17 protein-coding genes and 1 tRNA gene are annotated in these 22,510 nt (G+C 42.6%); 12 read left to right on the plus strand and 6 right to left on the minus strand.

The window, feature by feature from the left end; all coding sequences use genetic code 11:
• Window positions 1-19: 19 nt before the first annotated feature.
• From lpxA to QZ379_RS01695, 4 genes are all read right to left on the minus strand, one after another.
• Entirely contained in the window at window positions 20-787 is a 768-nt protein-coding gene (lpxA, locus tag QZ379_RS01680) for an acyl-ACP--UDP-N-acetylglucosamine O-acyltransferase (RefSeq protein ID WP_291557559.1), read from the minus strand.
• 24 nt (window positions 788-811) lie between these two features.
• Window positions 812-2,188, minus strand: a complete 1,377-nt coding sequence (locus QZ379_RS01685; protein WP_291557562.1) for an efflux transporter outer membrane subunit — start codon at window positions 2,186-2,188, stop codon at window positions 812-814.
• 11 nt (window positions 2,189-2,199) lie between these two features.
• On the minus strand, window positions 2,200-5,421 hold the full coding sequence (locus QZ379_RS01690) for an efflux RND transporter permease subunit (RefSeq protein WP_291557565.1): 3,222 nt from the start codon (window positions 5,419-5,421) through the stop codon (window positions 2,200-2,202).
• Window positions 5,422-5,487: 66 nt separating this feature from the next.
• Entirely contained in the window at window positions 5,488-6,699 is a 1,212-nt protein-coding gene (locus QZ379_RS01695; RefSeq protein ID WP_291557568.1) for an efflux RND transporter periplasmic adaptor subunit, read from the minus strand.
• A 309-nt stretch (window positions 6,700-7,008) separates the two neighbouring features.
• On the opposite strand from QZ379_RS01695, the gene QZ379_RS01700 reads away from it, so the two are divergent.
• The 3 genes from QZ379_RS01700 to QZ379_RS01710 all read left to right on the plus strand — a co-directional run bounded on the left by QZ379_RS01700 (window position 7,009) and on the right by QZ379_RS01710 (window position 11,083).
• Window positions 7,009-9,294, plus strand: a complete 2,286-nt coding sequence (locus tag QZ379_RS01700) for an NADP-dependent malic enzyme (protein WP_291557571.1) — start codon at window positions 7,009-7,011, stop codon at window positions 9,292-9,294.
• 109 nt (window positions 9,295-9,403) lie between these two features.
• A complete protein-coding gene (locus QZ379_RS01705) occupies window positions 9,404-9,583 on the plus strand; it encodes a hypothetical protein (RefSeq protein WP_291557575.1) in 180 nt (59 codons plus the stop codon).
• A gap of 165 nt (window positions 9,584-9,748) precedes the next feature.
• Window positions 9,749-11,083: an NADP-specific glutamate dehydrogenase gene (locus tag QZ379_RS01710; protein WP_291557579.1), complete on the plus strand. Its 1,335-nt coding sequence runs from the start codon at window positions 9,749-9,751 to the stop codon at window positions 11,081-11,083.
• A gap of 206 nt (window positions 11,084-11,289) precedes the next feature.
• Here the strand turns inward: QZ379_RS01710 and QZ379_RS01715 are convergent, their stop codons facing one another.
• On the minus strand, window positions 11,290-12,027 hold the full coding sequence (locus tag QZ379_RS01715) for an NADPH-dependent oxidoreductase (RefSeq protein ID WP_291557582.1): 738 nt from the start codon (window positions 12,025-12,027) through the stop codon (window positions 11,290-11,292).
• Window positions 12,028-12,316: 289 nt separating this feature from the next.
• Between QZ379_RS01715 and QZ379_RS01720 the strand changes: the two genes are divergently transcribed.
• The 9 genes from QZ379_RS01720 to trpA all read left to right on the plus strand — a co-directional run bounded on the left by QZ379_RS01720 (window position 12,317) and on the right by trpA (window position 22,330).
• Window positions 12,317-14,875, plus strand: coding sequence for an adenosylcobalamin-dependent ribonucleoside-diphosphate reductase (locus QZ379_RS01720; RefSeq protein ID WP_291557585.1), 2,559 nt, complete (start codon window positions 12,317-12,319; stop codon window positions 14,873-14,875).
• Between the two features lie 89 nt (window positions 14,876-14,964).
• The gene (folB, locus tag QZ379_RS01725) at window positions 14,965-15,333 is read left to right on the plus strand and encodes a dihydroneopterin aldolase (RefSeq protein ID WP_291557589.1); all 369 of its coding nucleotides are present in this window, start codon (window positions 14,965-14,967) and stop codon (window positions 15,331-15,333) included.
• Between the two features lie 268 nt (window positions 15,334-15,601).
• A complete protein-coding gene (trpB, locus tag QZ379_RS01730; protein ID WP_291557592.1) occupies window positions 15,602-16,786 on the plus strand; it encodes a tryptophan synthase subunit beta in 1,185 nt (394 codons plus the stop codon).
• 89 nt (window positions 16,787-16,875) lie between these two features.
• A complete protein-coding gene (locus QZ379_RS01735; RefSeq protein ID WP_291557595.1) occupies window positions 16,876-18,282 on the plus strand; it encodes an anthranilate synthase component I family protein in 1,407 nt (468 codons plus the stop codon).
• Window positions 18,283-18,299: 17 nt separating this feature from the next.
• Entirely contained in the window at window positions 18,300-18,866 is a 567-nt protein-coding gene (locus tag QZ379_RS01740) for an aminodeoxychorismate/anthranilate synthase component II (RefSeq protein ID WP_291557598.1), read from the plus strand.
• Window positions 18,867-18,884: 18 nt separating this feature from the next.
• The gene (gene trpD / locus QZ379_RS01745) at window positions 18,885-19,880 is read left to right on the plus strand and encodes an anthranilate phosphoribosyltransferase (RefSeq protein WP_291557601.1); all 996 of its coding nucleotides are present in this window, start codon (window positions 18,885-18,887) and stop codon (window positions 19,878-19,880) included.
• A 13-nt stretch (window positions 19,881-19,893) separates the two neighbouring features.
• Window positions 19,894-20,703 (plus strand): indole-3-glycerol phosphate synthase TrpC, encoded by an 810-nt coding sequence (gene trpC, locus QZ379_RS01750; RefSeq protein WP_291557604.1) that lies wholly within the window; start codon window positions 19,894-19,896, stop codon window positions 20,701-20,703.
• 218 nt (window positions 20,704-20,921) lie between these two features.
• The gene (locus QZ379_RS01755) at window positions 20,922-21,533 is read left to right on the plus strand and encodes a phosphoribosylanthranilate isomerase (RefSeq protein WP_291557607.1); all 612 of its coding nucleotides are present in this window, start codon (window positions 20,922-20,924) and stop codon (window positions 21,531-21,533) included.
• Window positions 21,534-21,547: 14 nt separating this feature from the next.
• Complete coding sequence (gene trpA, locus QZ379_RS01760) at window positions 21,548-22,330, plus strand: tryptophan synthase subunit alpha (protein WP_291557610.1); 783 nt, start codon at window positions 21,548-21,550, stop codon at window positions 22,328-22,330.
• A 60-nt stretch (window positions 22,331-22,390) separates the two neighbouring features.
• On the opposite strand, the gene QZ379_RS01765 is transcribed toward trpA, so the two are convergent.
• A tRNA-Lys gene (locus QZ379_RS01765) sits at window positions 22,391-22,463 on the minus strand.
• Window positions 22,464-22,510 lie beyond the last annotated feature (47 nt).

Consider the following 22,510-nt stretch of genomic DNA (forward strand, 5'->3'; position numbering starts at 1 on the left):
TACCGGCTATATTTATTTATTAATGTATAATACCAAGCTTGGATGAAGCTACAAAATCAATAATCATATCGATATGTTCGCCACCTGGAACCTGTTCCTTTATTCTTATAAGTGCATCCCGTTGAGATGTATTGGCTTTATAAAGGATTCTGTATGCCTGGGCTATATGCTTGATTAATGTTTCAGAGAAACCTTCATGCTCAAGCACATAGGTGTTTATACTGTAGAACGATATAGGTTCATGAGCAGCCACGATGAAAGGAGGTATATCCTTGGTGAAACGACATCCGCCCTGTACTATAGAATAGCTTCCCAAACGTGTATTTCCCTGCATAAGGACATTCGATGTTAGTATCGCACGGTCGAATATCTTACAGTTGCCTGATACCTGGGAACCATTGCCTATGATACATTCGTTGCCGATTTCCACATCATGCGAAATGCGGACACCCTGCATAATGAAATTTCCGTTACCCAAAACTGTGGCATGTCCTGCATGCGTACCACGTGTTATAACAGCATTCTCACGTATAACATTGTTATTGCCAATTTCAGCTATAGTATCTTCACCGGTATAGTTGAAATCCTGTGGTACTGCAGCTACAACTGCTCCCTGGTACACAGTATTACCGTTTCCCATACGTGTTCCACTCATCAGACTGGCGTACGGCATTATAACATTATTATCGCCTATTTCCACATTCTTGTCGATATAGGCAAATGGATGAACTGTTACATTGTTGCCCAACTTTGCAGAAGGGTCAACATAAGCTAAAGGACTAATCATGTGTTTATCTGTTTTTAAGGTTTATTATTCACGTCCACCACCCAAAGCACTGTACAGGTTTATCACAGCCTGTATACGCTGGAAGTTATCGGCTACCTCACTCAATTCAGCACTCAGAAGGTTCTGCTGTGCTGTAAGAATCTCAAGGTATGTAGCCTCGGCACTCTGGAACAAAGCTTTAGTATAAGTAACGGCTCTGTCCAACTGTTCTACCCTGCCTCTGTCCTCAATGAGTTTCTTGTCGGCTGTTTCATACAGGCATAAAGCATTGCTTACCTCCTGACCGGCTTCGAGTAAAGTCTGCTGGTAATTCATACGGGCAATTTCTTCTTCAGCCTTTGATACCTTCAGATTGGCAACGAGTTTACCATTATTAAATATAGGCTGTGCCAAAGAAGCCAATGCCTGGAACATAAACTGTCCAGGATTTACAACCTGTACTCCGGAGCCATTTGTCCATCCGGCATTACCACCTATTTTAATACTTGGATAGAAAGCCGAACGTGCCTGGTTTGTAGTATAGTAAGCACTTGCAAGTGTCATTTCCGCAATCTTGACATCCGGACGGTTTTCCAGCAATTGCAATGGGACTCCTGCAGTAAGTTCTTCAGGCATTACCTGATCGGCCAGTTTTCCACGTTCTATGGTCTGTGGAGCCTTTGCAAGAAGAACTGACAAAGAATTTTCCGTTTCACGAACCTGGCGTTTCAGGTCAAGCAATGAAGCCTCAACCTGATGGCTTGCTGCACGCATCTGAGTCACAGCTGCTTCGTTTACATATCCGGCCAACTTCATAGCTTCCATGGCACGCACGTTTTCCTTATAAATAGCAGCTGTTTCTGTAGTAATCTCTACCTGACGGTCGAGCATCAACAGTGTATAATAAATATTTGCTATACCACAGATAATCTGTGAACGGACTGCCTGCTGGGCATATTGGCTCTGGAGATATACAGCCTGCTGGTTTCGCTTTGCATTAAGGACTTTTCCGAAAAGGTCTATTTCCCAGCTTGCAGCTATCGGCAACTGGTATGCTTTAACCATTCCTCCCATAGTTGTCATAGTTCCCTGAGGAGCAAGGTTGATTGATGGCAGATAAGACAGACGGGCTGAAGTAAGCATAACCTTCGCTTCTTTCACACGAAGTACAGCAGTCTGCATGTCAACATTGTTTGCAAGTCCTTCTTCAATAATAGCCTGAAGTCTTTCGTCTTTGAAGACTTCCTTCCAAGGCAGATTTCCCATATTGGCCGTATCGGCAGCCAAAGTATCAGTAACAGATACAGGATCTCTGTAGATGCCGGAAGCATCTATTGAATCAGGACGGTCGTAAGCTTTATAAATGTGGCAACTGCTCAAAGCAGCAGCTGCACACATTGTCAATATGATTTGTTTCTTCATTATAGTCTTAATTATTTAGTATGAGAATATTGTTCAATTTCAGCTTCCACTTCGCTTTCATCCAAGCTATCCCATTCGATTGGCTTGAATTTCTCCTGAAGCCACTGGAATATTACGAACAATACCGGAACAATGAATATCTGGAATATCATACCTACCAACATACCACCAATGGCTGAAGCACCAAGTGTACGGTTACCATGTGCACCTACACCAACAGCAAGCATCAACGGGATAAGTCCGACAATCATTGCAAGTGATGTCATAAGGATAGGACGCAGACGGGCAGAAGCACCAAGCACAGCCGCCCATGCAATACCCATACCCTGCTTACGGCGGTCGAGGGCGAACTCAACGATAAGGATTGCATTCTTAGCCAACAATCCCATAAGCATGATAAGAGCAATCTGCATATAGATGTCGTTTGACATTGTACCAATTATCATCTTTAATGCCGGTATGCTACCCAAAGCACTGAAACCGTTTACGAACAAGAAGCTACCGAGCAAACCGGCAGGAACTGAAAGCAATACGGCCAATGGCAATATGTAACTTTCATACTGAGCACTCAACAGCAAATATACAAAGACGAAACACAGAACGAAGATAATGGCAGTTGTACCACCACTGGTTTCGGCTTCCTCACGGGCCATACCTCCAAGCTCGTAACCGAAACCTGTAGGAAGGTTTTCCTTGGCAACCTCGGCAATAGTCTGGAGTGCCTGACCTGAAGTATAACCTGATGCAGGTGCAACCATCACCTTAATAGAAGTATAAAGGTTGAAACGGCTGATTACGTCAGGTCCGTATATTTTCTTCAAAGATACAAACTGAGTAATAGGAGCCATCTCGTTTCCATTACGGATTTTTATACGGTTCAATGATTCCATATTCTTCGTAGCTTCCGGAGATGCCTGTATCATTACACGGTACATCTTACCGAAACTGTTGAAGTTTGAAGCATACAAACCTCCGAAATATCCCTGCATAGTGACCAAAATATCCCTTGGACTTATACCTGCTTTCTTACATGCAGCAGCATCAATATCCATCATGTATTGTGGGAAACTTGGGTTAAATGTAGTCTGTGCAGAGTTGATTTCCGGACGTTGCTTCAATGCGTCCATATAGCTATGTACTACATCATTGAACTTGTTCAAGTCACCACCAGTTCTATCAAGCATGTTCAACTCGATATCACTTGAAGCCGAATATCCAGGAATCATAGGCGGTGTAAAGAACAATACCTGGGCATCCTTAATGATTTTTTGTGCACGCATGAACAATGTTCCTACTACTACACTTGAGTTTTGCATCAAAGAACGTTCTTCCCAGTCTTTAAGTTTGATAATCACAGAACCGTATGAAGGACCCTGTCCACCGATAAATCCGAAACCGGAAACAATAGTTCTTGAACTTACAGCAGGTTCTGCGGCAATCAGACTATCAACCTTATCCATGATTTCCATCGCGCGTTCCTGTGATGTACCAGGAGGAAGTGTCACTGCACCCATAATAGTACCTGTATCTTCTGTAGGCACCATTCCTGTAGGAGTAGTGTTCATGAAGAATACCAATAATACTATAGAAACAGCTACCAGTCCCATAGAGAACCATTTCTTATGTATAAAGAATACAACACGCTTCTTATAACTGCTCAACAAAGAATCGTATGCAGCATTGAAGGATGTATGGAAACGGTCTATCATAGACATCTTCTTCTCGCCATGTTCAGCCTTGTGAGGTTTCAAGAATAAAGCACACAATGCTGGTGACAGAGTCAACGCATTCAATGCAGAGAAACCAATTGAGATAGCCATTGTCAAACCGAACTGACGATAGAATGTACCGGCAGTACCACCCATGAAACTAACAGGGATAAACACTGACATCATGACCAGTGTAATAGACACGATAGCTCCACCAAGTTCACTCATGGCATCAATTGAAGCCTCTCTTGCCGACTTATATCCCTGGTCAAGTTTAGCGTGTACACCTTCAACCACCACTATGGCATCGTCCACCACTATGGCAATAGCCAACACCATGGCAGAAAGAGTAAGCAAATTGACACTAAATCCGATAAGTTTCAAGACGAAGAATGTTGCAATCAAAGCAACCGGAATTGCAATCGCCGGAATAAGTGTTGAACGCATATCCTGCAAGAACACATAAACCACGATAAACACAAGTACGAATGCCTCAATCAAGGTCTTGATTACTTCGTGTATTGAAGCATAGAGGAAGTCGTTGGCATTCTGGGCAATATTTATTTTCAGACCTGTAGGAAGTGATTCCTGTGCCTTCGCAAGTGTCTTTTCCAAATCAGCAATAGTCTGTGTTGCATTTGTTCCGGCCATCTGATAAACAATACAAGATACAGCCTTATGTCCGTTAACCCTATTATTAAATGTATAAGCCAGACGACCAAGTTCTATTTCTGCGATATCACCCAAACGTAAGATTTCACCGTCAGGCAATGCCTTTACAACGATGTTCTCAAATTCCTCTGCTTTCTGCAAACGTCCTTTATACTTAATAGTATATTGGAATGTCTGGTTTCCGCGTTCACCAAACTGTCCCGGTGCAGCCTCGATGTTCTGTTCAGCAAGAACAGCAGAGATATCGGAAGGTACAAGTTTATATTGTGCCATGATATCAGGCTTCAACCAAATACGCATAGAGTAGTCCATACCCAACACATTGGCATCACCCACACCGTTTACACGCTTGATTTCAGGCACGATGTTAATGTTGGCATAGTTTTCAATAAACTCTACATTATATTCGTCAGTCTCATCGTAAAGAGAGAAAACCATCAACATTGAGTTCTGGCGCTTCTGTGTTGTAACACCAATCTGTGTAACTTCAGCAGGCAGCAAACCTTGAGCCATTGACACACGGTTCTGTACATTGACAGCCGCCATATCAGGGTCAGTTCCCTGTTTGAAGTAAACACTGATATCAGCAGAACCTGTATTAGTGGCATTTGATTGAATATACATCATGCTTTCAACACCGTTTATCTGTTCCTCCAAAGGAGCGATGACAGAATTCAATACGGCAGAAGCACTGGCACCCGTATAAGTGGCCCTTACGGACACTGTAGGTGGTGCGATATCCGGATACTGAGTAATAGGCAAAGTTGCCAAACCTATAACACCCAAGATAACCATCAAGATAGAAATCACCGTTGACAGTACCGGACGATTAATAAATTTATCTAGTTTCATTCTTTTATTCTTTTTAAAATCTCATTAAATAAGATTGATACATCTGTTTCTGACCAAGATATGCAATTAATTGAAGGCAGTCTGTATATTACCGTCACGCTGGTCCTGCAAATGTTTCTGATACTTTGCTTCCTTCTCGGCAGTTGTAATAGGTACAATCTTCTGTCCGTCAGTCAAGATCTGAACACCTTCAACCACAATCTGACCGCCGGCCTTCAAACCGCCTGTCACGATATAATTCTTTCCATCGCTAAGATTTGAGATCTGAATTTCAGTATGCTTCAAAGTGCTGTCCGGCTGCAATACATAAACAAATTTCTTATCCTGTATTTCCTGTGTTGCATACTGTGGTATCAAAATAATATCCTGCATTTCATAAGGGAAGATGATATTTGCAGTTCCACCGCTTCGCAAAATATTTTTACTGTTAGGGAATATTGCACGCATACTTACAGAACCTGTAGTCTGGTCAATAACACCGCTTACAGCATCAATCTTTCCTGCTGATTCATAAATAGAGCCATCAGCCAATTGAAGTTTCACTTCAGGCATAGCAGCAAGCTGATCCTTCAGTGATTGTTCAGATTTTGTCATTTCCAGCAACTGTTTCTCTGTCATTGAGAAATACACATACATATCACCTATTTGTGAAACAGTAGTCAAAGGCTGTTGTACTGAAGGACTTACAAGACTACCAACCCTGTATGGGAAAGTTCCGATAACACCATCAGACGGACTTGTAACAGTACAGAAATCCAGATTCTGTTTTGCTGCAGTATATGCAGCTTCGGCTTGTGAATAATTAGCTTTTGCAGAAAGCAGATTATTCATAGCTGTCTGATACTCAAAATCACTGATGATTTTTTGTTCATGAAGCATTTTCTTGTTCTCAAGAGTTGAAGTCACAGTTTCAAGACTGGCTTTTGCAGCTTCTACTCCAGCTTTAGTCTGATCATATGCAGCCTTATACTGTGTAGGATCTATTTGAAACAATGCCTGTCCACGTTTGACTGTAGCTCCTTCATCAACACAAAGTTTTACGATAAAACCTGATACTTGTGGACGAATTTCAATATCCTGAAGTCCCTTTATTGTAGCAGGATAAGTTTTTGTCTGATGACTTGAAGTATAGGCTGTTGTCATAACAGCAAACTCATTGTCACCCATTTTCATACCGCCCTGACCACCGCCACAAGCAGTAAGAATAGAAACACCCAACATAGCTATGGCTACACGGCCATTGCTAAAATTCAATTTACTTTTCACGCTCATTTTCATATAAAATTATTATATATTTTCCAAATACATTAGTTCGCTAACTATTATAATCAAAAACACACGTGCAAAGATATAAAATTCAGACTATCTAAAATTAACAATTAACTAAGAATAACCAATAAATCTGACGATATTAAAATTGTACTACTGAATATGATTATTAGACAAAAAAGAAGAGTTTATGAAGAAACAATTTCAGAAAAAGAAAAAACAATTTAGAGATTTTAATGACAAATGAAGCATATATTAGATTTTTATTCATACATTTGCGCATCTTAGCAAACAAATAACAACAAAATGTAATAACTTATGGTAAAGATAACAAAAGAAGCCGCCCTGCTTTATCACTCACAGGGCAAACCGGGGAAAATAGAGGTTATTCCAACCAAGCCATACCAGACACAACGCGACTTGTCATTAGCCTACTCGCCTGGAGTAGCGGAACCATGTCTGGAAATCCAGAAAAACCAGGAAACAGCATACGACTATACAGCCAAAGGTAACCTGGTAGCAGTTATCTCAAACGGAACAGCCGTATTGGGATTAGGCGATATAGGTGCCATGAGCGGCAAACCGGTTATGGAAGGTAAAGGACTTCTTTTCAAGATATATGCAGGAATCGATGTATTCGACATTGAAGTAAACGAAAAGGATCCTGAAAAATTCATCGAGGCCGTTAAAGCAATAGCACCAACTTTCGGAGGTATCAACCTTGAAGATATCAAAGCTCCTGAATGTTTTGAAATAGAAAACAGACTTAAGGCTGAACTTGACATTCCCGTAATGCACGACGACCAGCACGGAACTGCTATCATATCAAGCGCCGGTCTTTTGAATGCACTTGAAGTTGCCGGCAAGAAAATAGAAGATGTCAAGATTGTAGTAAACGGTGCCGGAGCATCGGCTACATCATGTACAAAACTGTACATAGCATTAGGAGCACGAAAAGAAAACATCCTTATGCTTGACAGTAAGGGAGTTATCACGAGCGACCGTCCAAATCTGACAGAGAGCAAGAAGTTCTTTGCAACAGACCGCCGTGACGTACACACCCTGGAAGAAGCTATCAAGGGAGCAGATGTATTCCTCGGTCTTTCAAAAGGTAACGTCCTTACTCAGGACATGGTACGCAGCATGGCTGCAAACCCTATAGTATTTGCACTTGCAAATCCAACTCCTGAAATTTCATACGAAGACGCCGTGAGTGCGCGTCCTGACGTTTTGATGTCTACAGGACGTTCCGACTATCCAAACCAGATTAATAATGTAATCGGCTTCCCATACATTTTCCGTGGAGCATTGGACACACGTGCCAAAGCCATAAACGAAGAAATGAAACTGGCTGCCGTACATGCCATTGCTGATTTGGCAAAGAAACCTGTTCCTGATGTAGTAAACGAAGCCTACCACGTAAACAATCTTTCTTTCGGTCCTGAATACTTCATACCAAAACCGGTAGACCCACGACTGATTACAGAAGTATCAATGGCAGTAGCCAAAGCTGCAATAGCTTCCGGTGTTGCACGTAAGGAAATTACTGACTGGAATGAATACAAGAATCATCTTCTTGAACTCATGGGCCAGGAAAACAAACTTACACGCAAACTATATGAAACAGCACGCAGTTGCCCTCAGAGAGTTGTATTCGCGGAAGGTATTCACCCTAACATGCTTAGAGCCGCAGTAGAATCCAAAGCAGAAGGCATCTGTAACCCTATCCTTTTAGGAAACACTGAAAGAATACAGAAACTTGCCAAAGAGCTTGACCTCAGCCTTGAAGGTATAGAAATCATCAACCTCCGCCACGACAGCGAAGCTGAAAGAAGAGAAAGATACGCACGCATACTTTGCGAAAAACGCGCACGCGAGGGAGCCAACTTTGCAGAAGCAAACGATAAGATGTTCGAACGCAACTACTTCGGTATGATGATGGTCGAGACAGGCGAAGCAGACGCATTCATCACCGGTCTGTACACAAAATACAGCAACACTATCAAAGTTGCCAAGGAAGTAATCGGCATACAGGAAGGCTACAAGCACTTCGGAACCATGCACATTCTTAACTCAAAAAAAGGTACATATTTCATTGCAGACACTTTAATTAACCGTCATCCTGACACAGATACATTGATAGATATAGCACGTCTGTCTGCCAAGTCAGTACGTTTCTTCAACCATGAACCGGTAATGGCTATGCTTTCATATTCAAACTTCGGTTCAGATCAGGAAGGAAGTCCAGCAAAAGTACACGAAGCTGTAGCCTACATGCACAAGAACTATCCTGAATTGGCTATCGATGGTGAAATGCAAGTAAAATTCGCTCTTAATGACGAATTGCGCGATGAAAAATATCCGTTCACAAAACTGTTAGGCAAGCAGGTAAATACACTGGTATTCCCTAACCTAAGCTCAGCGAACTCAACTTACCAGCTCATACAGAACATGAGTGAAACAGAAGTCATAGGCCCTATCCAGATGGGATTGAACAAACCTATCCACTTCACCGACATCGAAAGTTCAGTGCGCGATATAGTGAACATCACAGCTATTGCTTGTATTGATGCTATAGTCGACAAAAAGAAAAAAGGATGCTGATTATAATATGACGAAGTTTTAATTTGACGAGTTGACAAGGTTTACGTTTAGGACTATAAATCTTGCCAACTCGTCTTATTATAAACACATTACAAAAACACACTTCACCATGCGAAAGCCACTCACCAACACACAATGCGTTCTGCTCACATTATTCTGGGCCGCACTCTGTTTTGTGGTCATCACCTCTTCACCTAAAATAGATGGTCCACTAATTGTCACAATAATAATATCCGGAGCACTTGTTTTCATACCTATTGGTAAGTCAATCAATAGCCGTAAGAAATAAGCATTTCAACACATTTTATGCATTAAAAGTATAAAAAAGATATTTTTCTTATTTTTTTTAATCAAAATGTTGCATAAACCAATTCTTTGATATATTTTTGCATCATCTACAAGAGAGACAAAAAACAACAAATAGTAACAACCAATTAATTTTAAGGTAAAGATTATGAATGCAGCTAAAGTTTTGGAGGATCTTAAGAGAAGATTTCCTAATGAACCTGAATACCATCAGGCAGTAGAAGAAGTTTTGGGAACAATCGAAGAAGAATACAACAAACACCCTGAATTCGACAAAGTAAACCTCATCGAACGTCTTTGTATTCCAGACAGAGTATATCAGTTCCGCGTAACATGGATGGACGATAAAGGTAACATCCAGACTAACATGGGTTATCGTGTTCAGCACAACAACGTTATCGGCCCTTACAAAGGCGGTATCCGTTTCCACTCTTCAGTAAATCTTTCTATTCTTAAATTCCTTGCTTTCGAGCAGACATTCAAAAACTCTCTTACAACACTTCCTATGGGTGGTGGTAAAGGTGGTTCAGACTTCTCTCCACGTGGAAAGTCAAATGCTGAAGTAATGCGTTTCTGCCAGGCATTCATGCTTGAATTATGGCGTCACATCGGTCCTGAAACAGATGTTCCTGCTGGTGATATAGGTGTAGGTGGACGTGAAGTTGGCTACATGTTCGGTATGTACAAGAAACTGGCTCACGAATTTACAGGTGTACTTACAGGTAAAGGCCGTGAATTCGGTGGTTCACTTATCCGTCCTGAAGCTACAGGTTATGGAAATATTTACTTCCTTCTTGAAATGCTTAAGACACGTAATATCGACATTGCAGGTAAGACTTGCCTTGTATCAGGTTCAGGAAACGTAGCACAATACACAGTTGAAAAGCTTATCCAGTTGGGTGCAAAAGTTGTTACAATGTCAGATTCTGACGGTTACATCTACGATCCGGACGGTATCGACCGCGAAAAACTCGACTATATCATGGAATTGAAAAACTTGTACCGTGGACGTATCCGTGAATATGCAGAAAAATATGGTTGCAAATACGTTGCAGGTGCACGTCCATGGAATGAAAAAGCTGACATCGCTCTTCCATCAGCTACTCAGAACGAAATCAACGGTGACGATGCAAAAGCACTTATCGCAAACGGTGTATTCGCTGTATCTGAAGGTGCAAACATGCCTTCTACTCCGGAAGCTATCCGCGTATTCCAGGATGCTAAGATTCTTTATGCTCCGGGTAAGGCTGCAAATGCAGGTGGTGTATCAGTATCAGGTCTTGAAATGACTCAGAACTCAATCAAGTTGAGCTGGAGTGCAGAAGAAGTTGACGAAAAACTTAAGAGCATCATGAAGAATATCCACGAGGCTTGTGTACAGTACGGTAAAGAACAGGACGGATACATCAACTACGTGAAGGGTGCAAACGTAGCCGGCTTTATGAAAGTCGCTAAAGCTATGATGGCTCAGGGTATTGTATAATATACAAAGGAAACATAACAGTCAAGTTTTCATATAAAGGAAAGACTGCCTCAAGGAAATTGGGCAGTCTTTTCTTTTTATAATAAATCAAGTTCTTCAAATGATATTTAAATGGCATTTAAATGGTATTTAAACAACATTCGAATAGTGTTTGACATCAAATAAACATATAGTGAACTAAGCATTCTGCAAGACAGATATCCCAATCAGAAGAATCCTTGTTCCTTCAATATTTTTATCAAACCGGAAGACATAAACTCATTATCAGCCTTTTTATATCTTATATCGGTAAATATCTGAGCCAATGTTTCCGTGTTATTAATCTCTACAAAGTTCTTATTTTCAGGTAATGATTCTTTATATTCGTAAATATCATCAATATCTTTCTCTGAGTATTGAGAATATACTTCATTGTGAACAATTCCTTTTAATGGCAATCTGTCCGGTTGCGTTGGCATTTCATCAGGATAACCGACTGTTATAGTCGCTACTGGAACAACTAATTTCGGCAACTTCAACAATTCAATAATCGGTCCCGGATTATAGATTGTAGTTCCAAGATAACAAGTTCCCAAGCCGGCCTCCTCAGCCAACGTACAGAAATTCTGTGTAAAGAGCAATGTATCTGAAACTGCATTCATGAACGACAGAAAATTGTCGTAGCCTGGCTCAGCCTTTCTCTGCTTACACCACAGACTGAAACGGTTGAAATCGGCACAGAAAGTCAAAACCACCGGCGCATTCTTCACCATAGGCTGATTGAAGTGTATTGGCGATAATTTAGATTTCATTTCCTCACTTCTTGTCACTACGACACTGTACAATTGCATATTTCCCATTGTAGCAGCTCTTGAAGCCTCTTCAAGCAGGGAGTTCAGTAAATTTTCAGGAATATCCTGCTGTTTATACTTGCGTATAGTTCTGCGATTTTTTATAGAATCCATAGTTAAACTTTTATTAATTCCTTTATCGACAAAGATAATATAAAAAAACAAGACATCATATTTTTTTATCAATCTAATATTAAATACGTAGAACGCAAGTTTGACAAAAAGTAAAACTTTGCAGAATCATAAAATCAATATCAATCTAAGAATCAAGACATTAACAAGTAGAAATGGAAAACTTTCAAAATTTATTGATAACTTTACTTGTTTTTTCTTTGTTCATTAAGAAAACATTGATAGCTTTGCACAACCTACAAAAAAAAACAAACTTATTCATTATAATATCGTGGAAAAAAAAGTTTACAGCTACAATGAAGCATACGAAGCTTCATTAGAGTATTTCAACGGGGACGAACTTGCTGCGCGTGTTTGGGTAAACAAATATGCGGTGAAAGATTCGTTTGGAAACATCTATGAAAAATCCCCAAGGGACATGCATTGGCGTCTTGCCAATGAAGTGGCAAGAATAGAAGCGAACTATCCTAACAGCATGACTTCGCAGGAATTGTTTGATTTGTTCGACCACTTCAGATACATCGTTCCTCAGGGCAGTCCTATGACCGGTATCGGAAACGAATATCAGGTTGCTTCTTTATCAAACTGCTTTGTTATCGGACTCGACGGAAAAGCCGATTCATATGGTGCAATCATCCGTATCGACGAAGAACAGGTACAGCTTATGAAACGCAGAGGCGGTGTAGGTCACGACCTTTCACATATTCGTCCGAAAGGCTCACCTGTTAAAAACTCAGCCCTTACATCTACAGGTCTCGTTCCATTCATGGAACGTTATTCAAACTCTACAAGAGAAGTTGCACAGGACGGACGTAGAGGTGCTCTTATGCTGAGCGTATCAATCAAACATCCTGATTCTGAATCTTTCATTGATGCAAAGATGACTGAAGGTAAGGTTACCGGAGCTAATGTTTCCGTAAAACTTGATGATGAGTTCATGCAGGCAGCTGTAGAAAACAGACCTTATGTACAGAAATTCCCTATTGATTCTGATAAGCCACAGTTCGTTAAGGAAATCAATGCAAACGAACTTTGGAGAAAAATCGTACACAATGCATGGAAATCAGCAGAACCGGGCGTCCTGTTCTGGGATACAATCTTGAGAGAATCTGTTCCTGACTGCTATGCAGACCTTGGATTCAGAACAGTATCTACAAACCCATGCGGTGAGATTCCATTGTGTCCATACGATTCTTGCCGTTTGCTGGCTATCAATCTTTACTCATACGTGGTAAATCCATTCACAAAGGATGCATATTTCGATTTTGACCTGTTCAAGAAACACGTAAGATATGCTCAGAGAATAATGGACGACATCATCGACCTTGAGCTGGAAAAGATTGGACTTATCCTTGAAAAGATTGACTCTGACCCTGAAAATGATGAGGTTAAAAATACAGAACGCCATCTTTGGGAAAAGATTTACAGAAAATCAGGTCTTGGAAGACGTACAGGAGTAGGTATTACAGCCGAAGGAGATATGCTGGCAGCTATGGGACTGAGATATGGCACCGAAGAAGCTACTGAGTTCTCTGAAAAAGTACACAAAACTATTGCTATCGAAGCATACCGTTCGTCAGTTATTATGGCAAAAGAACGCGGTGCTTTTGAAATATACGACAGCGAAAGAGAAAAAGACAATCCATTCGTAAACCGTATCAAGGAAGCCGACCCTGCACTTTACGAAGAGATGGTAAAATACGGACGTAGAAATATTGCCTGTCTGACTATTGCTCCTACAGGTACAACAAGTCTTATGACTCAGACTACATCCGGAATAGAACCTGTATTCATGCCTGTATATAAAAGACGCCGCAAAGTAAATCCTAACGATGAAAATGTCAGAATAGACTTTGTTGATGAAACCGGTGATGCATTTGAAGAATACATCGTATTCCATCACAAGTTCCTTACATGGATGAAAATCAATGGATTCGATACTACCAAGAACTATACTCAAGAAGAAATTGACGAGTTGGTAGCCAAATCTCCTTACTATAAAGCCACTTCAAACGATGTAGACTGGCTTATGAAGGTAAAAATGCAGGGACGCATACAAAAATGGGTTGACCATTCAATCAGCGTAACCATTAATTTACCGAATTCGGTTGATGAAGAGTTGGTCAACAAACTATATGTTGAAGCATGGCGTTCAGGATGTAAGGGATGTACTGTTTACCGTGACGGTTCACGTGCCGGAGTACTTGTATCTACACAAAAGACTGACAAAGAAGAAAAACGTAAGGAATTAGAGAAGGAATGCGCATGTAAGCATCCTGAAGTTGTAGAGGTAAGACCAAAAGTACTTGAAGCAGACGTGGTACGCTTCCAGAACAATAAAGAGAAATGGGTGGCATTCGTAGGATTGCTTGACGGACATCCATACGAAATCTTTACCGGTCTTCAGGATGATGAGGAAGGTATAGTACTTCCTAAGTCTGTAACTTGCGGTAAAATCATCAAGAATATCGATGAAAACGGAAACAAGCGCTATGACTTCCAGTTCGAAAACAAGCGCGGTTACAAGATGACTGTTGAAGGACTTTCAGAACGTTTCAACAAAGAGTACTGGAACTATGCAAAACTTATTTCAGGTGTCTTGCGCTGGAGAATGCCTATCGAACAGGTTATCAAACTTGTAGGTTCACTGCAACTTGACAGCGAAAATATCAACACATGGAAAGTCGGTGTTGAACGTGCCCTGAAGAAATATGTACAGGACGGAACTGAAGCAAAAGGTATGAAATGCCCTAACTGCGGAAACGAGACATTAGTATATCAGGAAGGTTGCCTGATCTGTACTACTTGCGGTTCTTCAAGATGCGGATAATATACTTAAAACATAAATGACAAACCTAAGGCGAAGAATATATGCGTAAAAACAGATTCTTCGCCTTTTCTTTTAAAATAATATCGTATATGAAAGCCCAATCCATGAACATCATCCTTAACGAGATGAAATTCTACTCATATCACGGTGTACTCCCACAAGAAAATATCGTAGGTGCAGAGTATAAGGTCAGCCTGAATCTGGAAACAGACTTCAGCGAAGCTGCTGCTACCGACAATCTTGAAGGTACAATCAATTATGCGGAAGTACACGAGGCTGTAAAGGAAGAAATGAATATACCGGTAAAACTCCTTGAACACTTAGCCTACAGAATTTCAAAACGTCTGTTCGATGACTTTCCAACCATCAAAAGCATAGAGATAATCATATTCAAAGAAAATCCGCCAATGGGAGCTGACTCTAAGAATGTGGGAGTCAAAGTGAAATATTTTCGATAAAAAACCGGTCAAATATTTGGATTATAAAAAATAATGCATACATTTGCCGCAGAAACAAGAAATAAAATAACATTTATGACAAATTCAATGGTAAATACATTCTTCTGGTGGCGCCACTTACAACTCCCAAAGTCGTAAGGGCATCAGTCGCGTGTATATACCAAATTAAAAGATATTAGGAATATTAAAAGCAGAACGGGCTGTCGTACTTTACGGCAGCCCGTTCTGCTTTTTTTGCATTTTCAAAAACAATTAAAACATTATCGATATGAAATCTTATCAAGTAAACGAAAAAGGTTATTACGGAGAATTCGGCGGAGCATATATCCCCGAAATACTGCACAGATGCGTAAGCGAACTACAGGAAGCATATTCAAAAGTTCTTGAGGACGAAGGATTCAAGAAAGAATATGCACAGTTGTTGAAAGACTATGTGGGACGTCCTTCTCCACTATATCTTGCCAAACGCCTGTCCGAAAAATACGGATGCAAGATTTATCTGAAAAGAGAGGACCTGAACCACACTGGAGCTCACAAAATCAACAATGCTATAGGTCAGGTTCTGCTTGCAAAACGTATGGGAAAAACCAGAATCATTGCTGAAACGGGAGCAGGCCAACACGGTGTAGCTACAGCCACGGTATGCGCGCTGATGGGTATGGAATGCGTAGTGTATATGGGAAAAACAGACGTTGAACGCCAGCACGTGAACGTGGAACGAATGAAGATGCTCGGAGCAACTGTATGTCCGGTAACTTCCGGCAATATGACTCTTAAGGATGCCACAAACGAAGCCATACGTGACTGGTGCTGTCATCCTTCTGACACTTACTACGTGATAGGCTCTACTGTAGGCCCTCACCCCTATCCTGACATGGTGGCAAGACTTCAGTCCGTCATCAGCGAAGAAATCAAGAAGCAGCTCATGGAACACGAAGGACGCGATTACCCTGATTATCTGATGGCATGTGTAGGCGGTGGAAGCAATGCTGCAGGAACGATATTCCACTACTTGAACGATGAGAGAGTGAAAATAGTACTTGCCGAAGCAGGCGGTATGGGACTGAACAGCGGTATGTCGGCTGCCACAATCCAATTGGGCAAAATCGGTATCATACATGGATTCAAGACTCTGGTTATGCAGGATGCCAACGGACAGATTCTCGAACCTTATTCCATCTCTGCCGGTCTGGACTATCCTGGAATAGGTCCTATGCACGCCAATCTTGCCAAAGAACATCGCGCTACAGTTTTGGCTATAAACGATGACGAAGCAATCAAGGCTGCTTATGAACTTACACTTCTAGAAGGAATAATACCGGCTCTTGAATCGGCACATGCCCTGGGAGCTTTAGAAAAAATGAACTTCAAGCCTACAGATATTGTTGTACTTACAGTGTCGGGAAGAGGTGATAAGGATATTGAAACTTATTTGAAATGTAAAAGTTGTTAGTTTTTAGTTATTAGTTTTCATCCGCATGGTTCTAACAACAAAGAACTAAAAACTAACAACTCCCAATTATTAATTTAAATTATCAAAAAATGAATACAAAATACAAATACACCACCATTCACAAATCAATACTGGGCGACCTACATACCCCGGTAAGCACATACCTGAAAGTGCGCGACCTTTTCCCTCAGAGTGTACTGATGGAGAGTTCGGACTATCACGGAACAGAAAACAACAAGTCCTTCATCGGCCTCAACCCGATAGCAAGCATAAGTGTCAACCACGGGAAGGCCATCGCAACCTACCCGGACGGAACTACAGAAGAAACTTCTGTTAAAGGTAAAGAAAGCGTGGAAGATGTCATTAATACCTTCCTCGGACATTTCGGGATAGAAGGTGAATACTCATCATACTGTGGAGTATATGGCTACACTACTTTCAATGCTGTCCGCTATTTCGAAAACATAGACGTTCAGGACAGTATCGACGAAAAGAACGACGCGCCGGAGATTTTATACATATTATATAAATACCTTATCGTTTTCCACGGATTCAAAAGCGAGATGGTATTGCTCGAACTGCAATCACCAGGTGAACCGAGCCATATAGACGAGATAGAAAAAGCCATAAACAACCGCAACTTCACAGCATACGAGTTCAGGGCTGTAGGAGAAACCACCAGCACACTGACAGACGACGAACATCGCGAGAACATACGCCGCGGTATAAGCCACTGCATGAGGGGCGACGTATTCCAGATAGTAATGTCAAGACGGTTCATACAGAAATACGAAGGCGACGACTTCAAACTCTACCGTGCCTTGAGAAGCATAAACCCGTCGCCATATCTGTTCTACTTCGATTTCGGCGGATTCAGAATCTTCGGTTCGTCACCTGAAACTCATTGCAAGATTGAGGACGGCATCGCAAGCATCGACCCGATAGCAGGAACCATCAAAAGGACAGGCAGCAAGGAGGCCGACCGCAAAGCAGCCGAAACCCTGCTTGCCGACCCAAAGGAGAATGCAGAACACGTCATGCTGGTGGATCTGGCAAGAAACGACCTGAGCCGCAACTGCCACGATGTAAAAGTGGATTTCTACAAGGAGCCTCAATACTACAGTCATGTGATACACCTCGTAAGCCGTGTGAGCGGAAAAGTAAATGCCGGAGCCGATGCCGTAAGTACATTCATCGACACCTTCCCGGCAGGAACACTGAGCGGGGCACCAAAAGTAATGGCTATGCAGCTTATCAGCAAGTACGAACCACACAACCGTGGCGTGTACGGAGGATGTATAGGTTTCATCAGTTTAGACGGAAAAAACATTAATCAAGCTATAACAATTCGTACATTTGTAAGCCGCAACAACGAGCTTTGGTTTCAGGCAGGAGGCGGCATAGTAGCAAAAAGCAATGTAGAAAACGAGCTGCAGGAAGTAAACAACAAGCTCGGAGCACTGAGAAAAGCCATCGAACTGGCAGAGAAATTATAAAACAAAAACTAAACAAAATGAAAATAGTAATCATTGACAACTACGACTCATTTACATACAACCTCAGCCACCTCGTAAAGGAACTTGGCGCAGAAGTTACAGTACTCAGAAACGACTGTTTCAGTATGGAAGAACTCGAGGAGTTCGACAAGATACTCCTCTCCCCCGGCCCGGGAATACCCGAAGAGGCAGGACTCCTTCTCGACGTTATACGCACCTATTCCGGCCGCAAACCTATCCTCGGTGTATGCCTTGGCGAACAGGCCATAGGCGAAGTGTTCGGAGGAAAACTGGTAAATCTGAAAGAAGTATATCACGGCATACAGAGCAAAATCCGCATCACAGCCGATGATTATATCTTCAGCGGTCTGCCTGAAGAAATCCCCGTAGGAAGATACCATTCATGGGTAGTAGACAGCGATTCTCTCCCAGACTGTCTGGAAGTGACAGCCGTCAGCGCGGAAGGCTACATAATGGCAATCCGACACAAAGAATACGATGTACGTGGCATTCAGTTCCACCCGGAATCGGTACTTACTCCCGACGGAAAGAAAATGATTGAGAACTGGATTGGGAATTATTAATTTAAAAAAGCTGCTACAATGAAAGAAATACTTAAACGACTATTCAATCATGAGGAACTAACACGCGAGGAAGCATGTTCGCTCATGAAAAACATAACGGGAGAGAAATACAACAACACCCAGATAGCATCACTCCTCACGGTCTTCCAGATGAAGGGTATAACAGTAGAAGAACTGATAGGCTTCCGCGAAGCACTCCTCAGCACACGTGTCAATGTAGATTTGAGCGAATACAGACCGATAGACATAGTAGGCACGGGAGGCGACGGCAAGAACACATTCAATATCTCCACATGCGCCTGCTTCGTAGTGGCAGGAGCCGGATACAAGGTAGCCAAACACGGCAACTACGGCAGTACTTCCGTGAGCGGAGCAAGCAACGTAATGGAGGAACACGGAGTGAAATTCACCAACGACAATTCCCGTCTGAGAAAGTCGATGGAAGAATGCGGAATGGTATATATGCACGCACCTCTCTTCAATCCGGCTATGAAGACCGTGGCATCCGTAAGAAAGGAACTTGGAGTAAGAAGCATCTTCAACCTGCTCGGGCCTCTCGTAAATCCCTGCATCCCGGAATATCAGTTGCTCGGAGTGGCCGACCTTACACTGATGCGTCTATATACCAACACACTGCAACGCCTCGGAATAGGTTTCGCAGTAGTAAACAATCTCGACGGATACGACGAAATATCCCTCACCGACGAGTTCAAGGTAATGACCAACCGCTATGAAACCATCTGCAAACCTTCCGACATAGGTTTCACCATAGCACGCCGCGAAGAACTCTACGGAGGAAACACCATCCGCGAGGCAGCAGAGATTTTCGACAATGTACTGGACAACCGCGCCACAAAGACACAGACAGAATGCGTACTGATAAACGCATCATTCGCCATACAGGCCATAGAGCCGCAACTGCCGATAGAGGAATGTGTAGCCAAGGCACGCGAATCGCTCGAAAGCGGACGCGCGATGCAGACACTCAAGAAATTCATCGAGATAAACCAATAATCACTCCACCAGTATGAAAGAAGATATTCTCACACAGATAATAGCCAACAAGCGCAAGGAAATCAGCAGGCAGATGGAAGCTGTAAGCATGAAGCAACTTGAAGCCATAATAGCCATGCGTGAAACAAGAGAACCTTTAAGCCTCAGCCGTTCGATAATGTCATCCCCCACCGGAATAATATCAGAATTCAAAAGACGTTCTCCCTCAAAGGGCTGGATAAACCGCGAAGCCAATATCCGGCTGATAACCGGAGGATATGCCGAAGCCGGAGCTGCAGGACTGTCAGTCCTGACAGACACCGATTTCTTTGGAGGCAGCGAAGGTGACCTCCTCAAAGCCCACCTTTCAGCCCCATCCACCCCTATCCTGAGAAAGGACTTCATCATATCGGAATATCAGATATTACAATCCGCAGCCATTCAGGCTGATGCGATACTGTTGATAGCTGCCGCACTTGAAAAGGACGAATGCAAACACCTCGCAGAAATGACACACAGTTTAGGACTGGAAGTATTATTGGAAATACATTCGGAAGACGAACTGGTATATGCGACGGAGTGCATCGACCTCATAGGAGTGAACAACCGGAATCTCGGCAGTTTCCACACCGATGTGGAAAACTCATTCCGCCTTGCCGAAAGGCTTCCGAAGGGAATACCGCACATATCGGAGAGCGGCATCTCAGGGGCAGAAACAATCATCAAACTCCGACAGGCCGGCTACAACGGATTCCTCATGGGAGAATCATTCATGAAGACTACAGAACCGGCCGGCGCACTGAGAACGCTCATAGAAGAACTGGAAACGGCTACAAAACAATAAAACGCTTCGACGCAGAAAGCGTAACACGTACGTGTAACGGGTGGAACACGAACGTGTCACGCGCGGAACACGGACGTGCAACGGGCGTAACACGAACGTGTTCCGCCAACTCCAAAAGAGAATCTTCTAAAATAAGACTCCAAAGATTCCATTCTGATTAAGCCCGAAAAGCAAATGGAGATTACAGGCTGACAATACATAATTAATAAATACACAAAATGATTATAAAAGTATGCGGCATGAAATATGCCGAAAATATAAGAGCATTGGACAAACTGAAACCGGACATGACAGGTTTCATCTTCCACCCTTCCTCTCCGCGTTTTGCAGATGCAGTGCCGGAATACATGCCGGCTTCATCGCTCCGAGTCGGAGTGTTCGTAAACAGCGATACGGACTATATATTATATAAGGTAAAGGAATTCGGGCTCGACATCGTGCAGCTACACGGAAATGAATCGCCCGAGCAATGCAGAGCCATACGAAGCAAAGGCATAGACATAATAAAAGCCTTCTCTCTAAAAACCTACAATGCCGACACAGTAACAGCACCATACGACGGACTGTGCCGATACTATCTCTTCGACACTCCCTGCACAGCCTACGGCGGTTCAGGAAAGACATTCGACTGGACTCTTACCGAAAGCTATCACGGCAAGACTCCATTCCTGCTCAGCGGTGGAATAAGACCGGAAAGCCTAAAGCAGATTTCATCATTCCGCCATCCGTCGTTTGCCGGAATAGACATCAACAGCGGTTTCGAGACAGCTCCGGGACTGAAAGATACCGAAGCAATCGGCGAATTTATCAAACAATTAAGGACACTATAAAAACAGATACAACTATGGACAGAATAAACGAACTCTTCAGCAACAAGAAACATGACATCCTCTCAATCTATTTCTGTGCAGGCGCACCTAAAGCCGACAATACAGCAGAAGTTATAACCTCGCTCGAAAAGAACGGAGTGGAGATGATTGAGATAGGAATACCCTTCAGCGACCCTCTCGCCGACGGTCCGGCGATACAGAATGCATCCTGCCAGGCGCTCCGCAACGGCGTGACACTGACCGGCCTGTTCGCGCAACTGGAAAGCATCCGCAACACTGTAAGCATACCTCTCATTCTTATGGGTTATCTCAATCCGATAATGCAATACGGAACAGACTCGTTTTTCGAGAGCTGCCACCGTACGGGAATTGACGGAGTAATCATCCCCGACCTGCCTTTCGCCGAGTACATGCAGTCCGTAAAACCCGTTGCCGAGAAGTACGGCGTCAAAGTTATAATGCTCATCACTCCCGAAACATCGGAAGAAAGAATCCGCCTTATCGACGAGAATACAGAAGGATTTATATACATGGTATCTTCGGCTGCCGTAACCGGAGCACAGAAGGATTTCGATACTCAAAAACAGGAATACTTCAAACGAATAGAAGACATGAACCTCCGCAACCCGCGCATGATAGGTTTCGGCATATCCAATCGACAGACATACAAGGCCGCAGCATCACACGCCGCAGGCTGCATCATAGGAAGCCGGTTTGTGACTCTGTTAAACGAAGAGAACGGAAATGCGGACAAGGCTGTGGCAAGACTGAAGAAGGATTTGGAAATTGAGATTTGACCAATAATCCATAAAAACGGGAAAAGCGATTATCTTTTTGAGATAATCGCTTTTTCCGAGTGATCCGCTTGGGGCTCGAACCCAAGACCCCAACATTAAAAGTGTTGTGCTCTACCTGCTGAGCTAGCGAATCAAACCTGTTTGCTATCGTTGTTTCCCGATTGCGAGTGCAAAGGTAGT

Source organism: Bacteroides sp. (genome assembly GCF_019417265.1).
Taxonomy (GTDB): domain Bacteria; phylum Bacteroidota; class Bacteroidia; order Bacteroidales; family Bacteroidaceae; genus Phocaeicola.